Genomic DNA, 22,459 nt, shown 5'->3' on the forward strand with positions numbered 1-22,459 from the left:
AATCCAGAAATAAATGAAGAAGGGTTTCTAATGCCTGAAGCCCTTGTTTCAACTTCGACATCAAGGAGGAACAGAAGATGACTGAATCATATGATATTGTAATCGTTGGCGGCGGGAGTGCGGGTTCTGTACTCGGCAACCGTCTAAGTGAAGATGGGAAAAAGAGTGTACTTGTTTTAGAGGCAGGGCGCAGTGATTATTCCTGGGACTTATTGATCCAAATGCCGGCAGCTTTGCCGTTTCCATCCGGCAAAAGCCTCTACGACTGGAAATACGAATCGGACCCGGAGCCATATATGAATGGCCGGCGTATTAAGCATGCCAGAGGGAAGGTGCTGGGCGGCTCCAGTTCCATCAACGGCATGATTTATCAGCGCGGAAATCCTAAGGACTATGAACGCTGGGGAGCGGACCCTGGGATGGAATCGTGGAATTTTGCGCACTGTCTTCCATATTTCAAACGATTGGAAAACGCACTAGAATCACCGGATGACGATCTTCGCGGTCACGACGGACCTATCAAGTTGGAGCGAGGACCTGCAAAAAATCCTTTATTCCAGGCTTTCTTTAACTCAGCTGTAGAAGCTGGTTATTCAAGAACCCCTGATGTGAACGGATTTCGCCAGGAGGGATTCGGACCGTTTGATAAGCATGTATACAAAGGTCAGCGGTTGTCCGCTTCACGTGCTTATCTCCATCCGGTCATGGACCGGGAGAACCTGACAGTGAAGACCCGTGCCTTCGTTACGAGTATCGACTTCGATGGCACTAAAGCCAAAGGATTGACGTATAAGCGAAATGGAAAGATTCATCAAGTGGAAGCCGGTGAAGTCATCCTCTCAGGTGGTGCCATCAACACGCCGCAGCTCCTTCAACTATCAGGAGTAGGAGACGCCGAGCACCTTCGCTCACTTGGTATTAAACCGGTCGTCGACCTTCCGGGTGTAGGGGAAAATCTTCAGGATCACCTGGAAGTTTATGTCCAGCATGCTTGTCCACTTCCTGTTTCCGAGCAGCCGAACTTGAATAAAGCGCGCATGCCTTGGATCGGTTTGCAGTGGATGCTTGGACGCACGGGACCGGCAGCGACCAACCATTTTGAAGGCGGAGGTTTTGTCCGCTCGAACGATGAGGTCGACTACCCGAACTTGATGTTCCACTTCCTTCCGGTGGCGGTACGGTACGATGGGCAAAAAGCGCCAACGGATCATGGATTCCAAGTGCACATCGGGCCGATGTACTCCGATGCCCGCGGTTCATTAAAGATACGTTCAAAAGATCCGAAAGAGCACCCAAGCATGGTCTACAACTATCTTTCTACAGAACAGGACAAACGCGAGTGGGTGGAAGCGATCAAAATTACTCGTGAAATCATGTCTCAACCAGCCATGAAACCTTATAATGCCGGAGAAATCTCTCCTGGTCCTACTGTTCAGACAGACGAGGAAATTCTGGATTGGGTGAGAGAAGATGCGGAGACGGCTCTTCATCCATCTTGTACGGCAAAAATGGGGCCGGAATCAGATCCGATGGCTGTCGTAGACCCGAATTCGATGAAAGTTCACGGTCTCGACAATGTACGAGTGGTCGACGCATCCGCTATGCCTTACGTTACAAATGGTAATATTCATGCACCTGTACTGATGCTGGCGGAAAAGGCTGCGGACCTTATCCTTGGACGCAAGCCGCTGGATCCAATCGATGCTGACTACTATCGTCATGGCGAACATCCAGCTGAGGCAGGTACTGTATCCGAATAATGCTCACTGATAAGAAGAGTTTCGCTCGTGGAATAGAAATGTAAATCAATAAGATAGGCCTGTCCCTGTGAAACAACCACACTCTACGTGGTAGGGGCAGGCCATTTTTATGTAGGTGTGATCTTATGGGGAACTTCACCAAAAGAGGGGAGTTCTTTTATGTTAACTGGTTGTTTTACTGCTAACTGTGGCTAGTATATAATGGAGTGTCAAGGATAAAGAAAGATGGGAAGTGCCTATGAATAAACGAAAAAATAAAGGATATAGAGATTCAGGAAAAAAACGCCAGGATAAGAAGGACAAGAAACAGAACTTCTCGCGGGGAAGTCAAAAGGGTGGTAAACCTATAGGTAAGCGGAAAACGGTAACCGCGAAGGTAACCTGTTCCGGTCTTACCAATGATGGCAAAGGCATTGTCCAGTGGGAAGGTAAACAGTTGGAGGTAGCGAACCTCTTGCCTGGGGAAACGGCTGAGGTTACCGTGTCTCAAAGAGGAGGCTTTGTAAACGCCGAGCTGAAGCAGGTGGTTACCCCTTCGAAAGACCGGGTAACCCCGCCGTGCGAGTATTATTATCAGTGCGGGGGATGTCAGCTTCAGCATATGAATGAAGAGAAGCAAATGCGTTTCAAGCAGGAAACGGTAGATGCGCTCATGAAGCCGTTCGGTAAGCCGGAAGCGATTATGACCATGGACCATCCGTATGATTACCGGAACAAGAGCCATACGACGTTCGGACTGAATCAGAATCGTCAGGTAATTGGCGGGCTGTACGCCCAGCACACGCATCAGATCATACCGATGGAACGATGTCTCATTCATGATCCGAAAGCGGACGAAATCGTGCATACGATCAGGGGCATCCTTCAAAACTCTAAAATGCAGCCGTACAACGAAGATACTGGGCAAGGGTTCCTAAGGCACGTATTGGTGAAAGTCGGCAAAGTCAGCGGTGAAATCATGGTGGTGCTGGTAGTGGCGTCACCGGTGTTCAAAGGCAAGAATAATTTTGTGAAAGCTCTTCGAAAGGCTCACCCGGAGATTACGACCCTCCTGATGAACGTCAATAACCGGGACACCAGTATGGTCCTGGGCGATCAGGAAAAAGTGTTGTTCGGCAAGGGGACGATTACGGACACTCTCTTTGGACTTAAGTTTGAAATCTCGGCGAAATCCTTTTATCAGATCAACCCTGTTCAGACCGAAAAGTTATATGGAAAGGCCATAGAAATGGCAGAGCTGACGGGTAAGGAAACTGTAATAGATGCATATTGCGGAATTGGTACCATCAGTCTGATCGCCAGCCAAAAAGCAGGGAAGGTAATTGGTGTAGAGCTGAATAAAGATGCCGTCCGTGATGCGATCCGCAATTCCAAACGCAACGGCATAAAGAATGCCAGGTTCTATCAGGGAGATGCCGGAGAGTTCATGGTACAGATGGCAGCGCGTGGGGAGAAAGCCGATGTGGTAATTATGGACCCGCCGCGAAGCGGGAGTGACGAAGCGTTCTTATCCAGTGTAGTGAAGCTGAAGCCAAAGCGGGTAATCTATGTATCGTGTAACCCTGAGACACAGGCACGGGATATGAAGTACCTGACGAAGAATGGATATAAGGTAGAAGGTATTCAGCCGGTGGACATGTTCCCCCAGACCCACCACGTAGAAGCTGTCGCAAAACTAGTGTTAAAAGAAGAAGCAGGTAACCGGTAAAGGGTTCCTGCTTTTATTTTTTACTTTAAAAATTTTGGCGATAAGCCAAGTTTTTCTAATATTATTTTTTCCCTTCAAGTTCTTCTCGGTCAGCAATTCTTGCTCGTTCCTGGGCTCTTGCAGCATCTACATCTGTAAATGTTTCCTTGCTTTCTCTTTCAGGCAGGCTTTCTGTAGGTGTCTGATTGTTTGTTAATGCACCATCTCTTAATGATTTTCGTTTCATTTGATACCCTCCTTCTTTCCGTTATCTTTTGTTATAAATTGATATAAAATCCTTAGTAAAAATATCCTTCATTGGTGCTTGAGATCTTTTAAAGTATAATAGGAATCGACTGAATGAACGCAGACATATATGAATGAGGAATGGGAACAAATAAAACACGGAGCCGGAAGCGGAAAAATTATATAAAATCTGAAGGTCTCTTGGTAGCCCTTATGATGAAGGTATGCTGTTAATTATGTAATTTTATTGGAGGTTTCTAAATGGATAACAATGATATATTAATTCGATTAAGGTATGCGTTAGATATAAAAGATCAGGATATGGTAGAGATATTTAATCTTGGGGGAGAGGACTTTACAAAAGAAGAAGTGGCAAAGATACTCACCAAGTCAGACGACAGTTACGAGGAGGAAGATGAGAACGCCTCGGAGAATGATGATCATATAAAATGCACAAATAGTATGTTGGAGTCATTTTTAAATGGCTTGATTACGTTCAAAAGAGGTCCACAAGAAACAAAACCCGGACAGCCTAATAAACCAGACAGGTCCATTAAAAATCATGCTAGCGTGAATAACGTGATGCTGAAAAAAGTGAAAATAGCATTGAAGTTAACAAGTGAGGATATCATAGAGATTTTAGATGAAGCTGGAGTGACGATAACAAAAGGGGAATTAAGTGCGTTATTAAGAAAAGAAGGGCACAAAAATTATAAAGAGTGCGGTGATAAGTACGCACGGAATTTCTTAAAAGGGTTAACGATTAAATATAGAGGATAGAAGTCTTGGTGAACTCACTTTTTACCCTGATATAAACTGCTTTCTTAGATTCGAATTCCCGAGGTTGTTCCCTTAACCGTCGAACACCAGTTGTTTCTAGTAAGCGAGATTATCTTCTAGTAAACAGCAGTCACTGTCTAGTTAATTCCAAAACATTTCTACTGAGGTTGTGAGCTAGGGAGAAGCGTATAAAGAAAATTCCCCCTACTTAAGCCCTTCCTATCAACAGCAACTTTTCTATCATTTTTTGTCAAGGCGGGCAGTTATCTAATAACCTGCCTTTTTCGTATGCTATTATAACTATAATCATTCCTATCAAAGGAGGGTACTCTGCCATGTCTATGCTGAGTAAAGCGATCTACATGCGCCTGGAGGATATTCAGGAGGAGAAGAAGCAGCTCCGGGAAATGTTGAACCAGCTTACCAAAGAGCAGCAGGAACTTATCGCTCGACTTGAACGGTTAGAGGAGAAAAGGGAAAATGGCGATCCTTCTGCTGTTATAGCGGAGTTAGGGAAGAATGATAGCGGATGGAAGGATATTAACCTGGATGTGCCGGCAGACAATGGGAAAGAAAAAACGGTGCGCCAAAAGAAAAGTCCGTTACCAAACGCAGCGGCAAAAAATGATTATATTCTCCCCACAGATCCCGAAGCAGTTTCCGAGGATGGAACGAAGCGAATGAGTTATAAGGAACTGACACGGATATTGATTGATTTTGCGAAGGAACATAATAACCAGGTGGACCACGAAGCGTTTGAGCAATATCTGATCGATACCTATGATTTCACTCCGAAGAATTTTTCCCAAATCATTTGGCGAGCAAGAAAAGAGGATTCACGGTTACGAAGCTTGATCAGTGGGAGCCGGAAAATTACTGTGTTGGATACGAGCATGGCAAAGTAAAAAAGCTCTGTGATCACTAAGACCAAGAGCCGCTTCGCTAATACTTGAACTTATATTTGTTTTTTATCTTTTGCGAGGCTGCGAAGGAGGGGGCTGCTCTTTAAATGGCAGTCCTTTTTTCTTACTTTTTCTCTATCGTAATATCCCCAACGCCCATATCAATATCAACCTCCATGATGACGTCCGCTCCATTTTCGTAAGCTTCATTTACAAAGGTATCGTCGCCTTTGGTGATGAAGTCCTTGATATTCAAATTCCCAACTCCGTTATCAATCTTTATTTTTACTCCGATTCCCTCAGGCAGGTATACTTTGGTATCCCCGACCCCAGAATCGATTGAGACATCAAAGCTTTCTTTTCTTTCTCCGGAGAGGTCTAAGGTCACATCTCCTACGCCTGTGTCGATATCCAAGTCGGTTAAGTTCAACCCTCGTAAATCCAAGCTGGAGTCGGAGACACCAGTCTCGACCTCCAGTTCAGTTGGGATCTCTTCGTTCAGTTGGATATTCCAATCACTTTTCTTGTTGAATCCGAAGATGCTTACCTGAAACCATCTTCGTTTCTCGCTGATTTCTAAATGCCCTTCTGTGCCACTTCGTTTATAGGTGACCACGGGTTCTTTTCGGGAATGATCATATTCGAATTGAGCTTCCATCCATTCTTTAGAACCAGGAGAAACCTCGAGACTTCCGACACCCATATCCAAATCTACTGATAAAAATTCCGCATCATCCCGTTCGACCACTTCCTTACTTTTTCCCTGTTTAGCACCTGCCATCTGGTATCCCGTAAACAACAAAACCAATCCGGCCATCACCGCAACAGAGAATAAAACCACCCTTTTCATAACCATCGCCCCCCTTAACCATCTACCTACATTATAGCGCTTAGAAAGAAAATAAATAACGTCTTTTGGTGTAAATGTTCCTAAGCCCCAAGACGTATTTTTCAGTTCCCTTTAATTAGATAGTGCTAAAAAGCGAGTGGTTTTCCTTCCCTGCTTTTATGGGAAGAATGAATTTTCAGAAACCTTGTTAGATAATCTGACAAATCAATTGTGACGCCCTTTCATCCATAGTAACTTAATAACTAACATTTAATGTTACAAAAACTAACATGAAAGGGAGAGGATTAAATGGAAACAGTTTTGATGGATAATTTGTGGGTGATTATCGGTACATTTTTAGTATTTCTCATGCTGGGAGGATTCATTTTGCTGGAGGCCGGATCTACCCGAATGAAAAACGCCGGCCATATTGCCGGTAAAACCATTTTCACCGCTGGAATCGGATCATTAATGTTTTGGGCGATCGGATGGGGATTCATTTATGGAGAAGGTAATGGCTTTATAGGTCTATCGGATTTCTTCTATGGCGATGCTTCCTTCAGTGGCGAAGGGCTATCTCCAGCGGTGGATTTCATGTTCCAGATGATGTTTGCGCTAGTGGCTATGACGATTGCGTTCGGTGGATTTGCGGAACGCGCGAAATTATCAGCTTATGTTATTTTCGCCGTACTATTTTCGGCTGTCATCTATCCGGTTGTAGCTCATTGGATCTGGGGCGGCGGCTGGTTAGCTGACCATGGGAAGCAGGACTTTGCTGGTTCGACAGTTGTTCACTTGACGGGGGCGATGGCTGCTCTTGCCGCAACCATTGTTTTGAAGCCTCGTATCGGAAAGTATAACAAAGATGGTTCTTCCAATGATCTTGCCGGTCATAACCAGGTATATACAGCGCTTGGTGTATTGCTGCTGTGGGTGGGCTGGTTCGGTTTCAATGGGGCAAGTACATTTGAAGTAGCAGATGCATTCTTCGGGTTTGTCATGCTGAATACACAATTAGCAGCTGCGGCTGGCGCCGTTTCGGCGATGCTGGTTGCCTATGTATGGACTGGTAAAGCGGACGTTCCGACGACTTTAAATGGCGCGTTAGCAGGACTTGTTGCCATAACCGCTCCTGCCGGTTTTGTTGCACCATGGGCAGCGGTGATCATCGGTCTTATTGGCGGGGTGATTGTCGTCTACAGTATGAAGTTGTTTGATCGAGCGAAAATTGATGATCCGATTTTTGCTTTATCCGTCCACGGTACCGTTGGTGTCTGGGGAACGCTTGCTAATGGATTATTCGCCGTACCTGCCTTCTCGACAGAAATCGGGTGGGGTCAAGCAGGATTATTCTATGGCGGCGGTTTTACCCAATTAGGCGTGCAGACGGTGGGGGTTGTGGCAAGTGGTCTATACGCCTTCGTTGTAGCATTTATTATCTTGAAAGTAATGGATAAAGTGATGGGCGGTATCCGTGTATCAGAAGAAGAAGAGATTGTCGGTCTTGACTTGAGTGAACACGGAGGCTATGGCTATCCGGAAAACATTCCTCATCCGGAAAAACAAAAGGGTGCATAATCAATGGAACGATTAGTTGGAACGGAGGGGTCTACCTTGAATAGCTACGAAGAAATCAGAGATTGGCGGCAAACATATATAAAAGACGTTTCAACTGATCATGACAAGCTGAATAGTTTTCACGATGAAGTCATCACAGCAACTGTGAAATGTGCTTTGGATTACGTGCAAAGAGAGCGGGGGAATCCTCCTGCTCCCTTTGCCTTCTTTTTAATGGGGAGTGCAGGAAGGTTTGAACAGTCGGTGTTTAGTGATCAGGACCACGGCATTATTTTTGCTGGGAGTCAGGGGTTCGAAGACTACTTTTTAACTTTAGGATTAGAAATAACGGTGGGCTTGGAAGTAGTCGGTTATCAGCGCTGTGACGGCAAGGTAATGGCGTCTAATCCATTGTGGTGCCAATCTCTAAGCAACTGGAACCAGCAGGTGAACGATTGGCTGACCGAAGCGAACTGGACATCGCTGCGTCACTTTTCTACTTTTTTTGATTCCCGGGTATTGATTGGTGAAGATAGTTTTCTTGAAGAAATCAAACGGGAAGCTTTGAGAATCATTCATGCCCGCCCGGAATTGTTTATCCGATTAGTAGAAAATGTAGATTTCATTAAAAAAGGAGTCGGTGTTTTCGGTCAATTGCTTCCGGGGGCGCACGGGGAGCAATCGGGTAAACTTCATGTGAAGCAGACCGCTTTCTTTCCTTATGTCAATGCTATGAGGCTGCTCGCCTTCAAAGAAGGCATATTAGCTCCTTCTACGTTAACGAGATTCAAAGAAATAAAAGCTGACTATCCATCGATGCATCGCTTTGAGGATTATTTCATGAAACTGTTGGATTTTCGACTTCGTTTTCAGCAAGACGTAGTAAGCTATGACGAAGCGCATCTGATTGCTATGGCACAGTTGACGAAAGAGGATAAGAAGGAGCTTAAGTTACTAATGAAGAAAGGCTATGAGCTTTTTTCTGAGATAAAGAAAGTGATAGATAATGAGTGTTCGGCATGGTCATGAATCACATGCTGCAATTCATCAGACAAGTGTCAGGCCGTCTTCATCCGGACGCTTCTGCCTCTGTAGCCGACCCTGGACAGCTTGCTTATATAAGGAACCTCCACCGGGAGATAAAAAAACAGGATGTACTGAATACCCCATTTGATGAATTAAGTGTCGTTGTTTTTGATATTGAAACAACCGGGTTTTACCCTTATAAAGGAGATCGTATGTTGTCAATCGGAGCAGTGAAGGTACAAGGTGAGCGAATGTTAGAAGAGACGTTTTATTCCGCCATTCGTAGTGACGCCGAGCCTTCAGAAGAAGTTCAAAAACTGACAGGCATTACGGTGGAACAGTTGAAAGGAGCGCCTCTGCTGCCTGACGTGTTAAAGAACTTTTATCAATTTGTGAAAAGTGATACGCTCGTCGCTCATCATTCCAGCCATGAGAAGCAATTCATGAAGCAAGCGAACTGGACTGCATTGAAATCCGATTTTCAGCATCGCATTATTGATACATCATTCCTGACAAAGATTGTGGAGCCTGATTCCGATTTATTTACCCTTGATGACTATTGTGAGCACTATGGTATTTGCAATCATCAAAGACACCATGCCTTGTATGATGCACTTGCAACGGCGCATTTATGGACGGAAAGCATTCACCATATCAAAAGGTTAGGCTACGACCACTTGAACGATGTGTATGCCCATATTGCCAAATTAAAATGAGGGAGGGGAGGGGATGTGAGTGATGATATTCCTCATCATGTCCAGACGTTTCCGATCAGTGTGGTGAAGAATGCTACGAAATTAACGGCAAGGCAAATACGTTATTACGAAGAGCATGGATTAATCAAACCGAATCGAAATGAAGGCAATCAGCGTGTTTACTCGTTGAACGACATTCAGCAGTTGAAAGAAGTGAAACTGCTTATCGAACAGGGGATTAATATTGCCGGCATTAAAAAGTTAATAAAGAAAGAATTTTGATTAAAAAAGCCTCTCAAACCCGGTTGGGTGCTGAGAGGTTTTTTTGGTTTATAAACCTTTGAGCAGCCTTGCGTCTAGTTCTCTGACTTTATCATAGGAATCAAGCAATTCTTCAGGAGCCAGGGTTCTGCCATATTCCCACGCATTTGTTTCAATTTCATTCTTTAATGCTTCTACTTCTTCATCTTCCCCATACATCAGTGTCCGTAAGTCATGCTTATGTTTTTTGAACGTAAGATAATAGCCGAGTTCGTGATAGATCATAATTTTCACCAGATTTTCATCGGATTCTTTAATTTTCATTTTACTGATATAACCGTTCACTTCCAGGTAATTGAATGTAAGTGTATTGGTCGATACGTTGAAACTCATGGGTGATGAGAGCTGGTTGTTCGCTTCAGAGTGGATGTCTAATTGGTTTTCATTTTTGGTCTGCTCGATGATCGTTTCAATATCCCAAATATATAACATCTGCCAGATCACGATCCTTTGTTCAGGTATTTTGTCTGTCTTGTTGGATAGTTAATTTTATTTAATCAAAATTAGCTATGTTTGCAAAGGTATTAGACTGTTATTCTTCTATTTTTTGGATTGGAAATATGGAATTAAATAGGAAGGTCACTTATTTCGAAGTTCGTTATAATTTATAGTTTTGGGGTAATGGGAAAGGGGAACCATTACGAGGCGAGAGAAAAATAGAGGAGGATTCGATGAATAAAAAGAAGCTGATTGACTACTCGATATTTGTACCATCCTTGTTAATTATCATAGCGATCAGTATTCCATTTGCCTTATATGAAAAAGAGTCCTTGGAACTACTAAATGCTATCTTTGATTATATTGTAGAAGTGTTCAGCTGGGGATATCTCTGGTATGGCATCATTCTGGTTGTCGCAGGACTTTATCTATCTTTTTCCAAATATGGACAAGTGGTACTGGGAGATCCGAACGAAAAACCACGGTTCAGCCTGTTTGAATATGCATCCATTTTGATAGCAATGGGTGTTGGGTCCACTATTATGCGGACGGGGATGCTGCAATGGACATCTGTAGCAAACGACCCGCCTGCAGGTGTGGATCCTGGATCAGCAGAAGCGCTGCTATGGGGTAACTCCTACAGTATGTTTTTGTGGGGTTTCCAGGTATTTGCGATATTCGTAATGGCCGCACCGGCGATGGCTTATATCCTGCACGTAAAGAAGCGTCCGTTGATGAGGATTTCCGAGGCTTGCCGGGATATTTTCGGTGACAAGTTTACGGACGGTATCGGCGGTAAATTTCTTGATATCTTATTTCTGATCAGTATTCTGGCTGGTGCTGCTGTAACATTAGGGCTGGGTGCACCAATCATTACCCATAATTTATCCAGTCTGCTTAATATGGACGTTACATTTACGATGACGATCATCGTCACTATCATTTGGGTATTCCTGTTCTCACTAAGTGCCTACTTAGGAATTGAGAAGGGGATTAAACGATTGAGTACCTGGAATATGTGGTTAGCCGGTCTGTTTGCTATCTTTATTCTGATAGCTGGTCCGGGCGTATTTATCCTGAATTACTTCTCGGATAGTCTTAATTTTCTCTTATCCAACTATCTGAACTTTTCTTTGAACACAGAATCCGTGTATGAAGGTTCTGCTTCTCACGTTCAGAGTAACACCGTCTTCTGGTTTGCTTACAGTGCGACGTGGGCGATGCTCCATAGTGTCTTCGCTGCTAAGATTTCCAGGGGACGTACTATTAAAGAAATGATTTTGACATACTTGTTGGCACCTACCTTGATCTCCTGGATTGCTACCGGGGTACTGGGTGGTCTCGGGGTCAACAGATATTTAGAAGGCGACCTGGGTATTCTGGAGTTTGTCGAGAATGAAGAAAGGATGGCGGCAATCCCGGAAATACTGAACACACTGCCATTAGGCAGTATGGCGATTGTCATCTTCATTATCGTTGCGCTTATCTTCCTGACGACCACTCTGGATTCCACCACCTATACGGTAGCGGCTTATACCAGTACCAGGGATATGAGTAAGTTCGAGCCTCCCAAAACACTGCGTATAATCATAGCGGCAGTTATTACCGGGCTTGCGCTTGTTCTGATGCGTATTGGCGGACTTGCTCCACTTGAGGTTATTTCCGGTCTGATGGGGCTTCCAATCATTGCCCTGCAATTCCTGCTGATTTATGCAGCTAAGCGGATGATTGATAAAGACCAGGCGTGGAAGCATAATATACGAAAACCATAAAACTTATAAAAAATCTCTCATCCATTCGCAGGTGAGAGATTTTTATAGGAATTAGAGTGGTGTCTGTTTGGGATGAAGTTTATTCTGCTGCAATCACCCCCCGACATATCAAAAAGATGGAAATTTTCTATAAATTTGTTATAATGTCAGAAAACATCATACTCATTATTGATGGAAAGGATGTTAGCTATGGAAACTCCAGAAGGTCACGAAGCAAATATTGGAGATATAATTTCATTTAAATTGAATGGTGTTGACGCGAAAGGGAAGGTAGTTACATCTTCCTGCCAGCGTTGTGTTATGGTGGACCTTAGTGTGATGGAGAACCTGGAAGATACAGGGTTCGAGCACACCCATACCGTAGTAGGTCCGGGAAAATACAAAGTAATTGAATCATCGAAATAATAACAACAATAATCTATAGAAAGAAGTCTGACTCAGTCCTGTGCTGGGTTCAGGCTTTTTCTTATGAAAGGTTGCCTGAGTGCTATAAAATTGTGACATAAACATAAAGTAGGATAGGTGAAAAAAATGAGTTATGTTGGTGAAATCCCTGGAAAGCTATCATTGTTGGATACATTAAACAGTATTGGAGAAAATGTATTAATTGCAGATACAAATTATGATGTGAAGTGGTTGAATAAGAATGCTGTAAAGCTGTTCGCCGCAATCGCCCCGTTGTTTAATTTGGATCGTGCTGAAGATTTCATCGGAATGAATATGGATCATTTTCACAAAAACCCCGCCTATCAGCAGGAGAAAATGGTGAACTTGACTGAGACGCATCGCGCCCGTATCAATATCCGTAATCAATTTGTCGCAGATATTGTAATTACGCCTGTTCAGGATGAAGCAGGTGAGGTGGACGGCTATGTGGTCATGCTGATGGATGTGACGACAAAAGCGGAAGAGGAAAGAAGGAAAGACAAGCTGATCGAGGAGCTCTCGACGCCACTGATCAAGGTTTGGGATAAAACGATAGCAGTGCCATTAATCGGTACTTTTGATCGAGAGCGTTCCGAACGCTTGACTTCGTTTGTTTTGAAAGAATGTGCATCTGCGGATATTGAGCATGCTTTAATCGATTTAAGTGGTATTCACACGTTTGATGAAGGCATCAGCCACCAGGTTCAGCAGTTGACGGAAACCTTGACGCTCGTTGGCACGGAGTGCATCCTTGTCGGCATCACGCCTCAGCTGGCCATGAGTTTTGAGTATCTGGATAGTGAACTCGCCACGTTCCGGAATGCCCATGCCGGGCTGGAACATATTATTGAAAAATCAAAGCGGACCTGAGTTTGCAGTTTCATTATAAAAATAGCATTGGCGTAGTCCTCCCGGATAGGCGACACGTCAACGCTATTTCTATGAAATGCAAATTTTACGAGACAATCCTGAAGCATGCTGGAAACTTTAACTGTTAAATGGACATTTCTATTAGTTTAGTAGACACACGCCACATTTATTAGATAACAGTTCTTAATAAATGCGGGATTATACTGGGTGGTTCTTAGCTGCATATTTGGGCTGGCGCTTGGCCTGGTACGTATAGAAAAGGCCGATTAACACGAGTACGACTACAGCGCTGATAAGATATAATTGCTGGAATCCTGCTTTTGCTACCACTAATCCCCAAATGAAGGAACCGGCAGCGATTCCAGTATCATAGAACATGAAGAAGGTAGCGGTCGAGTGTCCGCTTCGAGTAATTGGCGCTGATTGGACAGCCATAGTCTGGAAGCCTGGCAGCAGTGTCCCATAGCCGAGCCCTATTATAGCTGCGGAAACGAGCAGCATCCAGGCCGTACTTGTGAAGCTGATAAATACCAGTCCGAAAGCGAAGATGAATAAACACGGGATAATGACAAACTTCGGTCCCTTGATGTCATAGGCCCTTCCTAAATATGGCCGTGAGAGCAGCATGGCCATCGCGAAAACGAGGAAGAAATAGCTGGCAGCTGATGATAGCCCGGTTGCATCAGCATAAACGGGCAGGAATGAAAGGATGCTCGAATAGGATAATGCAGCCAGGCTGCTGATCAAAGCGATCGGCACTGCCTTTGTCTCGATCAAATCATGCAGAGATAATTTAAACGTGCCCGTTTTCCGGATCGCTTCGGTTGCCTGAGGTACCTTAACCAGAAAAGCAGATAGAGCCCCGCTGATCATAAATATACTTAACAGGATAAAAAGCACTTGGAATGGGGCAAACTGTAGGACCGACAGCCCGATAAATGGGCCGACAACGACGGCTAGGTTCATAGCCATAGCGAAATATCCGATACCTTCCCCTCGGCGTGACTCTGGGACAACATCGGCAGCGATAGCTCCGCTCACCGTAGTGAACAGGCCGAATGACAAGCCGTGGAATAGTCGCAGCCATAACAAAGGTATAAATTCTGTGATTCCTATATAAAGGAAGGTAGTCATTGTAAACACCATAATGCTGACGAATAATGTCTTCCTTTTGCCGATTACATCTATTAGCTTCCCTGAAAAAGGCCGGATGAGAATAGCTGCTACTAACATGGCAGTGACCGTCAAGCCGCCTTGGGCTTCTGTTCCGTTCATATCCTGAATCACATAAATAGGCAGGGTGGTCAAAAGGGCGTAAAAAACCAGGAAGACCGTGAATTGTGTCAATGAGATACTGATGAAACTCTTCGTCCAAATCGGTTCTCGCTTTCTTTGTTCCATGATGCATTACTCTCCTTCGGTGGCACCTAATTTCCTTAGTAAATGTTTTAAGTGTTGGATTTCCTCGCTGGAAAGCGGATGTGCCATTTCCTTTTCAATTTGATCGACCGCTTCATTGACAGCTGTAAACTTTTGTTTAGCGGCGTCCGTCATTTCGATGACGCGCTCCCGCTTATCCTCACCTTGCTTTCTTATAATCCAGCCGTTCTTTTCCATTCGTGATAACGTGCGAGTGACTGTAGGGGCTTCCACGTTCAAATACTTCCAAATTGCTGTTTGCGTCATCGGGCCGAATTGATCCAGACAAAAAATAATGGACCATTGGGAGTGGTATAACCCATGGTCGCTCAATACGTTGTTTACTTCTTTTGTGATTAGCCTTACCCGTTGGTTCAATAGATGAAATAATTCGCGGGTTTCGGTATTAATCAATGGATTCACCTCAAATATTTACCTAGCTAAGTAATTTATTGCTTTAGTTTAACGCTTTTCATAAAAAATGTAAACAAAAAGAGAAGCTTCTCTTGTGAAAAAGAAGCTTCTCTGGCGTCATTTAAATAACTTCCGCATAATTTTTCCGGTCGCTTTTCCTGCTGCCCTTCTTCCGACTCTGCGTCCGATTTTTCCTTTCCTGACCGCATCGACATCGTTCCAAATCCGCAGCACTTTGTAGATCGTGGATTTTACACTCACCCAGTTCTCTCCTTTCTGAATAATGGAATTACGTATGCTCTGATTACCCTAATAATATAACGGATGGCTTTGTTTTGAAAAGGTTATAAAAATGTCAGCGCGTTAAGTTAGAAGAGTGCTGCGACAGGACAGAATCTCACATTCTGGTAAATAAAATAATAACAATATTATCCCGTTCTCTCCTTATGAAGCAAATCAATAGAAGAATCCCTCTGTTAAAAGGTATTTTGATAGATCGACATTCGAGTGGTGCTTTTTGTCCCATGAGTCAGGATATAGTATAGTTGAAATATACGGAAAATTTAAATTTCCAGGAGTTATAGAAGGTGAGAGGAGTCGACAAATGACCCAGCAACTGTCCTTATACGAACCAAAAATATCGGAAGTAATGAAAAATGTGAATAAAGTAATGGTAGGAAAAGAGGAGGTCACCCTCCTTAGTATGGTAGCGCTGTTGGCGAAGGGCCATGTCCTGTTAGAAGATGTGCCAGGTGTCGGAAAGACAATGCTGGTACGGGCGATTGCAAAATCACTGGATTGTGAATTTAAGCGGATTCAGTTTACACCTGATTTACTGCCATCTGATGTGACAGGTGTTTCCATTTATAACCCGAAAGAAATGGCGTTTGAATTCCGGCCGGGGCCGATTTTAGGGAATGTCGTTCTGGCTGATGAGATCAACCGGACTTCACCGAAGACTCAGTCTGCCCTGCTGGAAGGTATGGAAGAGTCCAGTATAACGGTCGAAGGTTCGCCGGTGCCATTGAAGGAACCTTTCTTTGTCATGGCGACGCAGAATCCGATTGAATATGAAGGTACTTATCCATTGCCGGAAGCGCAGTTGGACCGGTTCCTGCTGAAGTTGAATATGGGTTATCCGACTGCTCAGGAGGAACGAGAAATGCTTAGCCGTACTTCCGGTGACCATCCGTTAACGAAAATACGGGATGTGATGACAAAAGACGAGCTTCTCGATATTCAAAACAGTGTGAAAGAGGTCTATGTCGATGATACGATCCGTCATTATATTGTGGATGTTGTGGCAGCGACGCGGGACCATGATAGTGTCTATCTTGGGGTCAGCCCTCGTGGCTCGATCTCCTTGATGAGAGCTGCGAAGGCCTATGCGTTCATCCAGGATAGAGATTATGTCATTCCCGATGATATCAAATACCTGGCACCATTCGTCATGCCGCACCGGATTATTTTGACCTCTGAAGCGAAATTTGAAGGATACACAGCAGAAGGGATTACTCAAGAAATTCTGGAGCATATTTCTATCCCTGTGCAAAGGAACAGGCATGAATGAAGCGCTGGGTAAGCTTTTCGCTTAAGCTATCGTTGATTGTGCTGCTGTTCGCAGTGATTTTTTCTTATGCCATGTTTCAGGGAGGCTTTGTCAGCTGGTTTTTGTTTGCTGCGTTTCTCCCCTTTCTGATCTATATGCTGCTGCTTCTGCTCTATCCGCTTGATAATTGGAAAGCTTCCCGGCAGTTATCCAAACGGATTGTGCAAGCGGGAGAATCTGTGGATGTCGAAGTTACGTTGAAACGGCGGATGCCTTTCCCGCTTTTTTATTGTGTACTCGAAGAATATTTTCCTGTGTCGTTAGCAAAAAGAGATACGCACCTGGAGAAGTTCAAGTGGATGAACAACCCGGAGAACATGCAGATGGAAAGAGTGATGAAACGAGTCGCTTTCCCGTGGTTTCAACGCTCCATCCATTACCGCTATGAACTCGATCATATCCCGCGAGGGGAACATCATTTACGGGCGTTACGAATCAGAACAGGAGATTTTTTTGGATTCATAAAAAAAGAGCACGTGTTCGAACTGGATAACCTGTTGGTAGCCTATCCTTATCGCCGCCAGCTGCAATTCAAAGAGCAGGCGTACAGCTATCAGCAGGGAGCCAGTCCCTCGTTATCTCTCAGCGATAATAATACAAGTATTGTAGCTGGTGTTCGGGAATATATGCCTGGCGACCGTCTTCAGTGGATTGATTGGAAGACGACGGCACGTAAAGACGCGATTATGACAAAAGAATTCGAACAGGAGAAAAGCATCGATATGCTGGTGGTACTTGATGCCGGCAGCCATGCCTCGCGGAATATGATTGCTTTTGAAGGTGCTGTCGAATTGACCGACTCGCTGCTGGCCAAGCTGCAACAGAAATCATCACAATTAATGCTGAAAACATTAGCGGATCGTACGGCTTCGTTCTCATTCCAGTTGAACAAAGCGCAGATGGATAATATCCGGCGGCACCTTTCCACCATCATGCCGGCGGAACATCAAACATTTTCCAAGCAATTAGCGCAGGAACGGCACAAGCTTCCGGCAGGGCTGATTACGATGGTAGTGACAACGAGCATGGATGAAGGTTTGCTGGAAGCGCTCATTCAAATGCAGCATAAAGCGAAGCGGGTGATTTTATTTTTCATTGCTCCTTCCAACCGGTTGACGCCCGAAGTACGGACATTGTTAAAACAATTGGATTACCGGGGGATCATGGTGAACGTGTTGGCAGAAGCTGAGCTGAGTAAGAAAGAATTCGAGGTGAAGGCATGAGAGGAGAAAACCGACAACAATTTTATTATCAGCTGATTCTGTATATCTGTGGGTTTCTGTTGTTTTGGGAATGGATGAGGCCGCTAGAGAAAGTTACGGACACGCAGAACATTACGGTTTTCATTATTTTTGCAGCCTTTAGCTTCTTCATTTCTTTTTTACAGGTCAGCTGGTGGCTGTCGATGCCTTTGAAGATGCTGGGGCTTGTTTTTATTTTAGATGGGCTGTTCCTGTATGAGCGATTATTTAGTAAAGAATGGTTCCTGATTATTTATCAGCAGTTCGCATATAATATCGATCTAATTTTGGCCCAGCAATGGGGAGAAATGACGGCGTTCTTCCGAAGCTTCTTATTCCTTGTTCTGCTTTGGCTGATGAGCTATTTGCTGTATTTCTGGTTTGTCATTGCCAAACGTATTTTTCTGTTTGTACTGATGACATTCTTTGTCATCACAATCATGGATACGTTTACGGAATACAACGGGCAGTGGGCAATCGTCCGAACCTTCATTATTGCTATGATCGCCCTGGGGGTATCCAGTTTTTCGAGAGAAATGGAGAAAGAGGGAATTTCTTTCGGGGGTATGAAGCGTATTCACCGTTGGATTCTTCCGATGGCGGCAATCGTCTTGTTTTCGACCGCTATCGGATATGCGTCCCCGAAGCCCGGACCGCAATGGGCGGATCCTGTCCCATATATTGAAAGTGCTGTAGGTGACTCTGGCGGCAACGGACCAGGTGGTGGAAGTATTCAGAAAATCGGCTATGGTGAAAATGACTCCGAGCTTGGCGGTGCGTTCATGCGGGACGACACACCGGTTTTTCGAGTGGCTGCCAAGAAAGAAAGTTATTGGCGGGTAGAATCGAAGAACCATTATACCGGTAAGGGATGGGAGGATACTATGGAAGAGGATATCCGGGTGGCTAATGGTGGCGACCTGGGGATTAGAACCTTTACCGATGAAGTGGAAACAGAAGAACAATACACCCTTGTAAATTTCAATGATGACGTGCAACTGAATAAACTGGTTTATCCGTATGGTGCAGCAGAGGTTGTATCTTATCCTGAACAGTTTCAATTTCTTGTTCATCAGCCAACGGGCGAAGTAGAAACGCAAGTTAATCAGAAAGCCCGTCAAATCCCCGGCTACCGGATGCACATCGATGTCCCTTCCTATGAATATGATCAATTACGAGAAGCGGGCGACGACGACCCCCGGGAAATCCGTGATGAATACTTGCAGCTTCCTGATGATCTGCCAGGAAGGGTCGGGAATTTGACCGAGCAGATTATTAAAGATGAAGACAATCGTTATGATCGGGTAAAAGAAGTGGAAAATTACTTTTCAACGAGTGGCTTCGAATATAATACCGAAGATGTAGCTGTTCCGGGAGAGAGCGATGACTATGTGGATCAGTTCTTGTTCGAAACACAGCAAGGATACTGTGATAACTTCTCGACATCGATGGTAGTCATGCTTCGTTCTGTCGGCATTCCGGCTCGATGGGTGAAAGGTTTTACCGGCGGTGAACTGGAAGATACGGATATCGAACTGCAGGACGGGGATTCCTATAACTTATACCAGGTGACAAATAATAATGCCCATTCCTGGGTGGAAGTACATTTTCCTGGAATCGGCTGGGTACCATTTGAACCCACCAAAGGGTTCTCCAACCCGACAGACTTTTATGTAGATACTGACGATTTAGACAGCAGTTCTGAGGAAGATAATTCCGAAGAAACGGACACACCAGAAACGGAATCGCCTAATCAGAAGCAGGAAATAGAGGAAGATTTTGATTCTGATGAAAGTGGTGGTGCTTCGGAAGAGGGAGGTAACTTCTGGAATTATATTGGTTTAGCGGTAGCTTTAGCAGGGATAGCTATTGTTTTGTATGTGACCCGATTCCGTTGGATGTCCGCCTTTTTGAAACGACGATACAAGCAAAGTGAAGATCCGGCTACTTATCAAAATGCCTACCATTATCTGTTGAAAGTTCTTGATAATAAAGGGCTGAAGCGGAAGCCGAACCAGACGTTACGTGAATATGCCAATGATGTTGACAGGCATTTCCAGACCAATGATATGAAAGTATTGACCCATCATTATGAACGGATGTTATACAGAAATGAACAGCAATCCGATCAATGGAGAAAGGTCACAGAATTATGGGAAAATTTAATCAACAAGGCATTGTCTTGATTCTTGTTATGTGGGTTGATAGAATTAATGAAAATTACACATGCTGCACCTTCATATATCCTCGATAATAGGGTTCGAGAGTCTCTACCGGGATGCCGTAAATATCCTGACTATGAAGGCGGATTTCCTGTTTTTTCAGTGGACTTCTGCCTTCCTGTGTTCAGGGGCAGAAGTCTATTTTATTACGGTGAGAAATTATATTTCTGTATAAAGCATGAAAGTGTAACAGAAACGAAGGTTTTCGCCGTAAGTGTTGGCGGCAATTCGGGCGTTTCTAATATTACAAGGTTAAGCTTTGGGAAAAGGGAGCTGAAGATATGAAACAGATCGATGATTTTATTCTAGTATTGGATTTCGGAAGTCAATACAACCAGCTGATTACAAGGCGGATCAGGGAGTTCGGTGTTTACAGTGAATTGCATTCTCATAAATTGACCGCTGATGAAGTGAAAGCGATGAATCCAACCGGTATCATCCTCTCAGGAGGACCGAACAGTGTTTATGGGGAAAATAGTTTTCGCTGTGACGAAGAGATTTTTGAACTGGGCATTCCTGTTCTGGGGATTTGTTATGGCATGCAGCTGATGACCCACCATTTTGGTGGTACGGTAGAACGTGCCAACGAACGGGAATATGGAAAAGCTGCGATTACGTTGAAGGAGCATGAACCTGTGCTGTTCAAAGATACCCCTCTTGTCCAAACAGTCTGGATGAGTCACAGCGATAAGGTGATCGAATCTCCGCCAGGGTTTACCACTGATGCTACCAGTCCTTCCTGTCCGGTAGCTGCAATCAGTGACGATGAACGGAAAATGTATGGTGTCCAGTTTCATCCGGAAGTACGCCATTCCGAATATGGCGATAACCTTTTAAAACAATTCGTGTTTGAAGTTTGTACATCTAAAGGCGACTGGACGATGGAAAACTTCATCGATATGGAAGTAGAAAAAATTCGTGAACAAGTTGGTGACCAGAAGGTATTATGTGCATTAAGCGGTGGTGTCGATTCTTCTGTTGTGGCTGCCTTGATTCATAAGGCGATTGGCGACCAGCTGACGTGTATTTTTGTCGATCACGGACTCTTGCGGGAAGGGGAAGCCGACAGTGTCATGACCACCTTCCGTGATGGCTTCAACATGAACGTCATCAAAGTGGATGCCAAAGAGCGGTTCATGAGTAAACTGGCTGGCGTTTCTGACCCGGAGCAAAAGCGGAAAATTATCGGCAATGAATTCATCTATGTGTTCGATGATGAAGCCGCTAAGCTGAAGGATACTCACTTCCTTGCGCAAGGTACGCTTTATACGGATATTATCGAGAGCGGCACCGATACCGCGCAGACGATTAAATCCCATCATAATGTTGGCGGGCTGCCTGAAGATATGCAGTTCAAATTAATCGAGCCATTGAATACGTTGTTCAAAGACGAAGTGCGTGTTCTAGGTTCAGAGCTCGGGGTTTCCGATGAAATCGTTTGGAGACAGCCGTTCCCTGGGCCTGGTCTGGCTATCCGCGTACTAGGGGAAGTGACCGAGGAAAAGTTGAAGATTGTTCGTGAATCTGATGCCATCCTGCGTGAAGAAATCAGCAACGCGGGTCTTGACCGTGACATTTGGCAATACTTCACGGTATTGCCTAATTTCCGATCTGTGGGTGTAATGGGAGATACACGCACCTATGATCATACCATCGGCATCCGGGCTGTCACTTCTGTTGATGGGATGACTTCTGACTGGGCTCGCATTCCTTGGGATGTTCTGGAGAAGGTTTCCACCCGTTGTGTCAATGAGGTTGAACATATCAACCGGGTTGTTTATGACATTACGAGCAAGCCGCCTGCTACGATTGAATGGGAATAAACGAACATTACCATTTTTTTAAATTTAAATGTTCGTCTTTTTGGTTGACAATTGCGAGGAAGGCTCGTACGATATAAGAGAAATAAATATAGAGACACCGTCGTATAATTTCGGGAATATGGTCCGAACGTTTCTACCAGGCTGCCGTAAATGGCCTGACTACGTTGGTGGATTGGACAGGCAGGGAAGATGTATATCTTTCTGCGTGTTCGAATTCCCCGCGTCAGTTCAGCACTCCTGGAGAAATCCATGGAGTGCTTTTTTGTAGATAACAAGAAGTGGGTTACATCCAGCTCCAGCGCCTACCCCCTCGAGGTCTCAAGTCAATCCTCTCTGTGACAAAAAACGTCACGGCGAGGCTTGCCTTAAGCTTGTCGGGGGTGAGCAAGGCGCTTGCGCTTTTGTACCTTTTATCGATGGTT

General features: G+C 44.5%; 21 protein-coding genes and 2 riboswitches. Of the genes, 15 read left to right on the forward strand and 6 right to left on the reverse strand.

Annotated features, from left to right (window positions below; all coding sequences use genetic code 11):
• The first annotated feature begins 77 nt into the window (after positions 1-77).
• Both betA and rlmD read left to right on the forward strand, forming a co-directional pair.
• Positions 78-1,760 carry a choline dehydrogenase gene (gene betA, locus FHS45_RS15740; RefSeq protein ID WP_062440262.1) on the forward strand — a complete coding sequence of 561 codons (1,683 nt, stop codon included), beginning with the start codon at positions 78-80 and terminating at the stop codon, positions 1,758-1,760.
• Positions 1,761-1,998: 238 nt separating this feature from the next.
• The gene (gene rlmD, locus FHS45_RS15745; protein WP_062440258.1) at positions 1,999-3,468 is read left to right on the forward strand and encodes a 23S rRNA (uracil(1939)-C(5))-methyltransferase RlmD; all 1,470 of its coding nucleotides are present in this window, start codon (positions 1,999-2,001) and stop codon (positions 3,466-3,468) included.
• Between the two features lie 61 nt (positions 3,469-3,529).
• Here rlmD and FHS45_RS15750 read toward each other — a convergent pair whose 3' ends face one another.
• The gene (locus FHS45_RS15750) at positions 3,530-3,694 is read right to left on the reverse strand and encodes a hypothetical protein (protein WP_166761431.1); all 165 of its coding nucleotides are present in this window, start codon (positions 3,692-3,694) and stop codon (positions 3,530-3,532) included.
• A 260-nt stretch (positions 3,695-3,954) separates the two neighbouring features.
• Between FHS45_RS15750 and FHS45_RS15755 the strand changes: the two genes are divergently transcribed.
• Together FHS45_RS15755 and FHS45_RS15760 are read left to right on the forward strand one after the other, a co-directional pair.
• Positions 3,955-4,473: a YehS family protein gene (locus FHS45_RS15755; RefSeq protein WP_062440255.1), complete on the forward strand. Its 519-nt coding sequence runs from the start codon at positions 3,955-3,957 to the stop codon at positions 4,471-4,473.
• A gap of 335 nt (positions 4,474-4,808) precedes the next feature.
• Entirely contained in the window at positions 4,809-5,378 is a 570-nt protein-coding gene (locus FHS45_RS15760; protein WP_062440252.1) for a hypothetical protein, read from the forward strand.
• A 121-nt stretch (positions 5,379-5,499) separates the two neighbouring features.
• Here FHS45_RS15760 and FHS45_RS15765 read toward each other — a convergent pair whose 3' ends face one another.
• Positions 5,500-6,225, reverse strand: a complete 726-nt coding sequence (locus FHS45_RS15765) for a toast rack family protein (protein ID WP_062440249.1) — start codon at positions 6,223-6,225, stop codon at positions 5,500-5,502.
• A gap of 288 nt (positions 6,226-6,513) precedes the next feature.
• On the opposite strand from FHS45_RS15765, the gene FHS45_RS15770 reads away from it, so the two are divergent.
• From FHS45_RS15770 to FHS45_RS15785, 4 genes are read left to right on the forward strand one after another with little or no spacing between them, the layout of a single operon-like run.
• Positions 6,514-7,782 (forward strand): ammonium transporter, encoded by a 1,269-nt coding sequence (locus tag FHS45_RS15770; RefSeq protein ID WP_062440245.1) that lies wholly within the window; start codon positions 6,514-6,516, stop codon positions 7,780-7,782.
• 3 nt (positions 7,783-7,785) lie between these two features.
• Positions 7,786-8,790 (forward strand): DUF294 nucleotidyltransferase-like domain-containing protein, encoded by a 1,005-nt coding sequence (locus FHS45_RS15775; RefSeq protein ID WP_062440242.1) that lies wholly within the window; start codon positions 7,786-7,788, stop codon positions 8,788-8,790.
• On the forward strand, positions 8,781-9,503 hold the full coding sequence (locus tag FHS45_RS15780) for an exonuclease domain-containing protein (RefSeq protein WP_062440240.1): 723 nt from the start codon (positions 8,781-8,783) through the stop codon (positions 9,501-9,503). The genes FHS45_RS15775 and FHS45_RS15780 overlap by 10 nt, the downstream gene beginning before the upstream one ends.
• Before the next feature lie 15 nt (positions 9,504-9,518).
• Positions 9,519-9,764, forward strand: coding sequence for a MerR family transcriptional regulator (locus FHS45_RS15785; protein ID WP_062440236.1), 246 nt, complete (start codon positions 9,519-9,521; stop codon positions 9,762-9,764).
• A 48-nt stretch (positions 9,765-9,812) separates the two neighbouring features.
• On the opposite strand, the gene FHS45_RS15790 is transcribed toward FHS45_RS15785, so the two are convergent.
• Complete coding sequence (locus FHS45_RS15790) at positions 9,813-10,247, reverse strand: hypothetical protein (protein WP_341829892.1); 435 nt, start codon at positions 10,245-10,247, stop codon at positions 9,813-9,815.
• A gap of 227 nt (positions 10,248-10,474) precedes the next feature.
• Between FHS45_RS15790 and FHS45_RS15795 the strand changes: the two genes are divergently transcribed.
• The 3 genes from FHS45_RS15795 to FHS45_RS15805 all read left to right on the forward strand — a co-directional run bounded on the left by FHS45_RS15795 (position 10,475) and on the right by FHS45_RS15805 (position 13,309).
• Positions 10,475-12,013, forward strand: coding sequence for a BCCT family transporter (locus FHS45_RS15795; RefSeq protein WP_062440231.1), 1,539 nt, complete (start codon positions 10,475-10,477; stop codon positions 12,011-12,013).
• Between the two features lie 189 nt (positions 12,014-12,202).
• Complete coding sequence (locus tag FHS45_RS15800; protein ID WP_062440227.1) at positions 12,203-12,418, forward strand: DUF2187 family protein; 216 nt, start codon at positions 12,203-12,205, stop codon at positions 12,416-12,418.
• A gap of 126 nt (positions 12,419-12,544) precedes the next feature.
• Positions 12,545-13,309 carry an STAS domain-containing protein gene (locus tag FHS45_RS15805; RefSeq protein ID WP_062440224.1) on the forward strand — a complete coding sequence of 255 codons (765 nt, stop codon included), beginning with the start codon at positions 12,545-12,547 and terminating at the stop codon, positions 13,307-13,309.
• A 198-nt stretch (positions 13,310-13,507) separates the two neighbouring features.
• On the opposite strand, the gene FHS45_RS15810 is transcribed toward FHS45_RS15805, so the two are convergent.
• From FHS45_RS15810 to FHS45_RS15820, 3 genes are all read right to left on the reverse strand, one after another.
• A complete protein-coding gene (locus FHS45_RS15810) occupies positions 13,508-14,710 on the reverse strand; it encodes an MFS transporter (protein ID WP_062440221.1) in 1,203 nt (400 codons plus the stop codon).
• 6 nt (positions 14,711-14,716) lie between these two features.
• Entirely contained in the window at positions 14,717-15,139 is a 423-nt protein-coding gene (locus tag FHS45_RS15815; RefSeq protein WP_062440665.1) for a MarR family winged helix-turn-helix transcriptional regulator, read from the reverse strand.
• Between the two features lie 120 nt (positions 15,140-15,259).
• Positions 15,260-15,403 carry a hypothetical protein gene (locus FHS45_RS15820; protein WP_166761432.1) on the reverse strand — a complete coding sequence of 48 codons (144 nt, stop codon included), beginning with the start codon at positions 15,401-15,403 and terminating at the stop codon, positions 15,260-15,262.
• A 343-nt stretch (positions 15,404-15,746) separates the two neighbouring features.
• Here FHS45_RS15820 and FHS45_RS15825 point away from each other — a divergent pair, with 343 nt between their 5' ends.
• From FHS45_RS15825 to guaA, 4 genes are all read left to right on the forward strand, one after another.
• Positions 15,747-16,712: an AAA family ATPase gene (locus FHS45_RS15825; protein WP_062440218.1), complete on the forward strand. Its 966-nt coding sequence runs from the start codon at positions 15,747-15,749 to the stop codon at positions 16,710-16,712.
• Positions 16,709-17,974 (forward strand): DUF58 domain-containing protein, encoded by a 1,266-nt coding sequence (locus FHS45_RS15830; RefSeq protein WP_062440216.1) that lies wholly within the window; start codon positions 16,709-16,711, stop codon positions 17,972-17,974. The genes FHS45_RS15825 and FHS45_RS15830 overlap by 4 nt, the downstream gene beginning before the upstream one ends.
• The gene (locus FHS45_RS15835) at positions 17,971-20,178 is read left to right on the forward strand and encodes a DUF4129 domain-containing transglutaminase family protein (RefSeq protein WP_062440212.1); all 2,208 of its coding nucleotides are present in this window, start codon (positions 17,971-17,973) and stop codon (positions 20,176-20,178) included. Before FHS45_RS15830 ends, FHS45_RS15835 begins: the two co-directional genes overlap by 4 nt.
• 31 nt (positions 20,179-20,209) lie before the next feature.
• Positions 20,210-20,311, forward strand: a riboswitch (purine riboswitch).
• A gap of 184 nt (positions 20,312-20,495) precedes the next feature.
• Entirely contained in the window at positions 20,496-22,037 is a 1,542-nt protein-coding gene (gene guaA / locus FHS45_RS15840) for a glutamine-hydrolyzing GMP synthase (protein ID WP_062440209.1), read from the forward strand.
• 80 nt (positions 22,038-22,117) lie between these two features.
• A riboswitch (purine riboswitch) is annotated at positions 22,118-22,219 on the forward strand.
• Positions 22,220-22,459: the final 240 nt, after the last annotated feature.

This window comes from Thalassobacillus devorans, from assembly GCF_011761345.1.
Lineage (GTDB): Bacteria > Bacillota > Bacilli > Bacillales > Halobacillaceae > Thalassobacillus > Thalassobacillus devorans.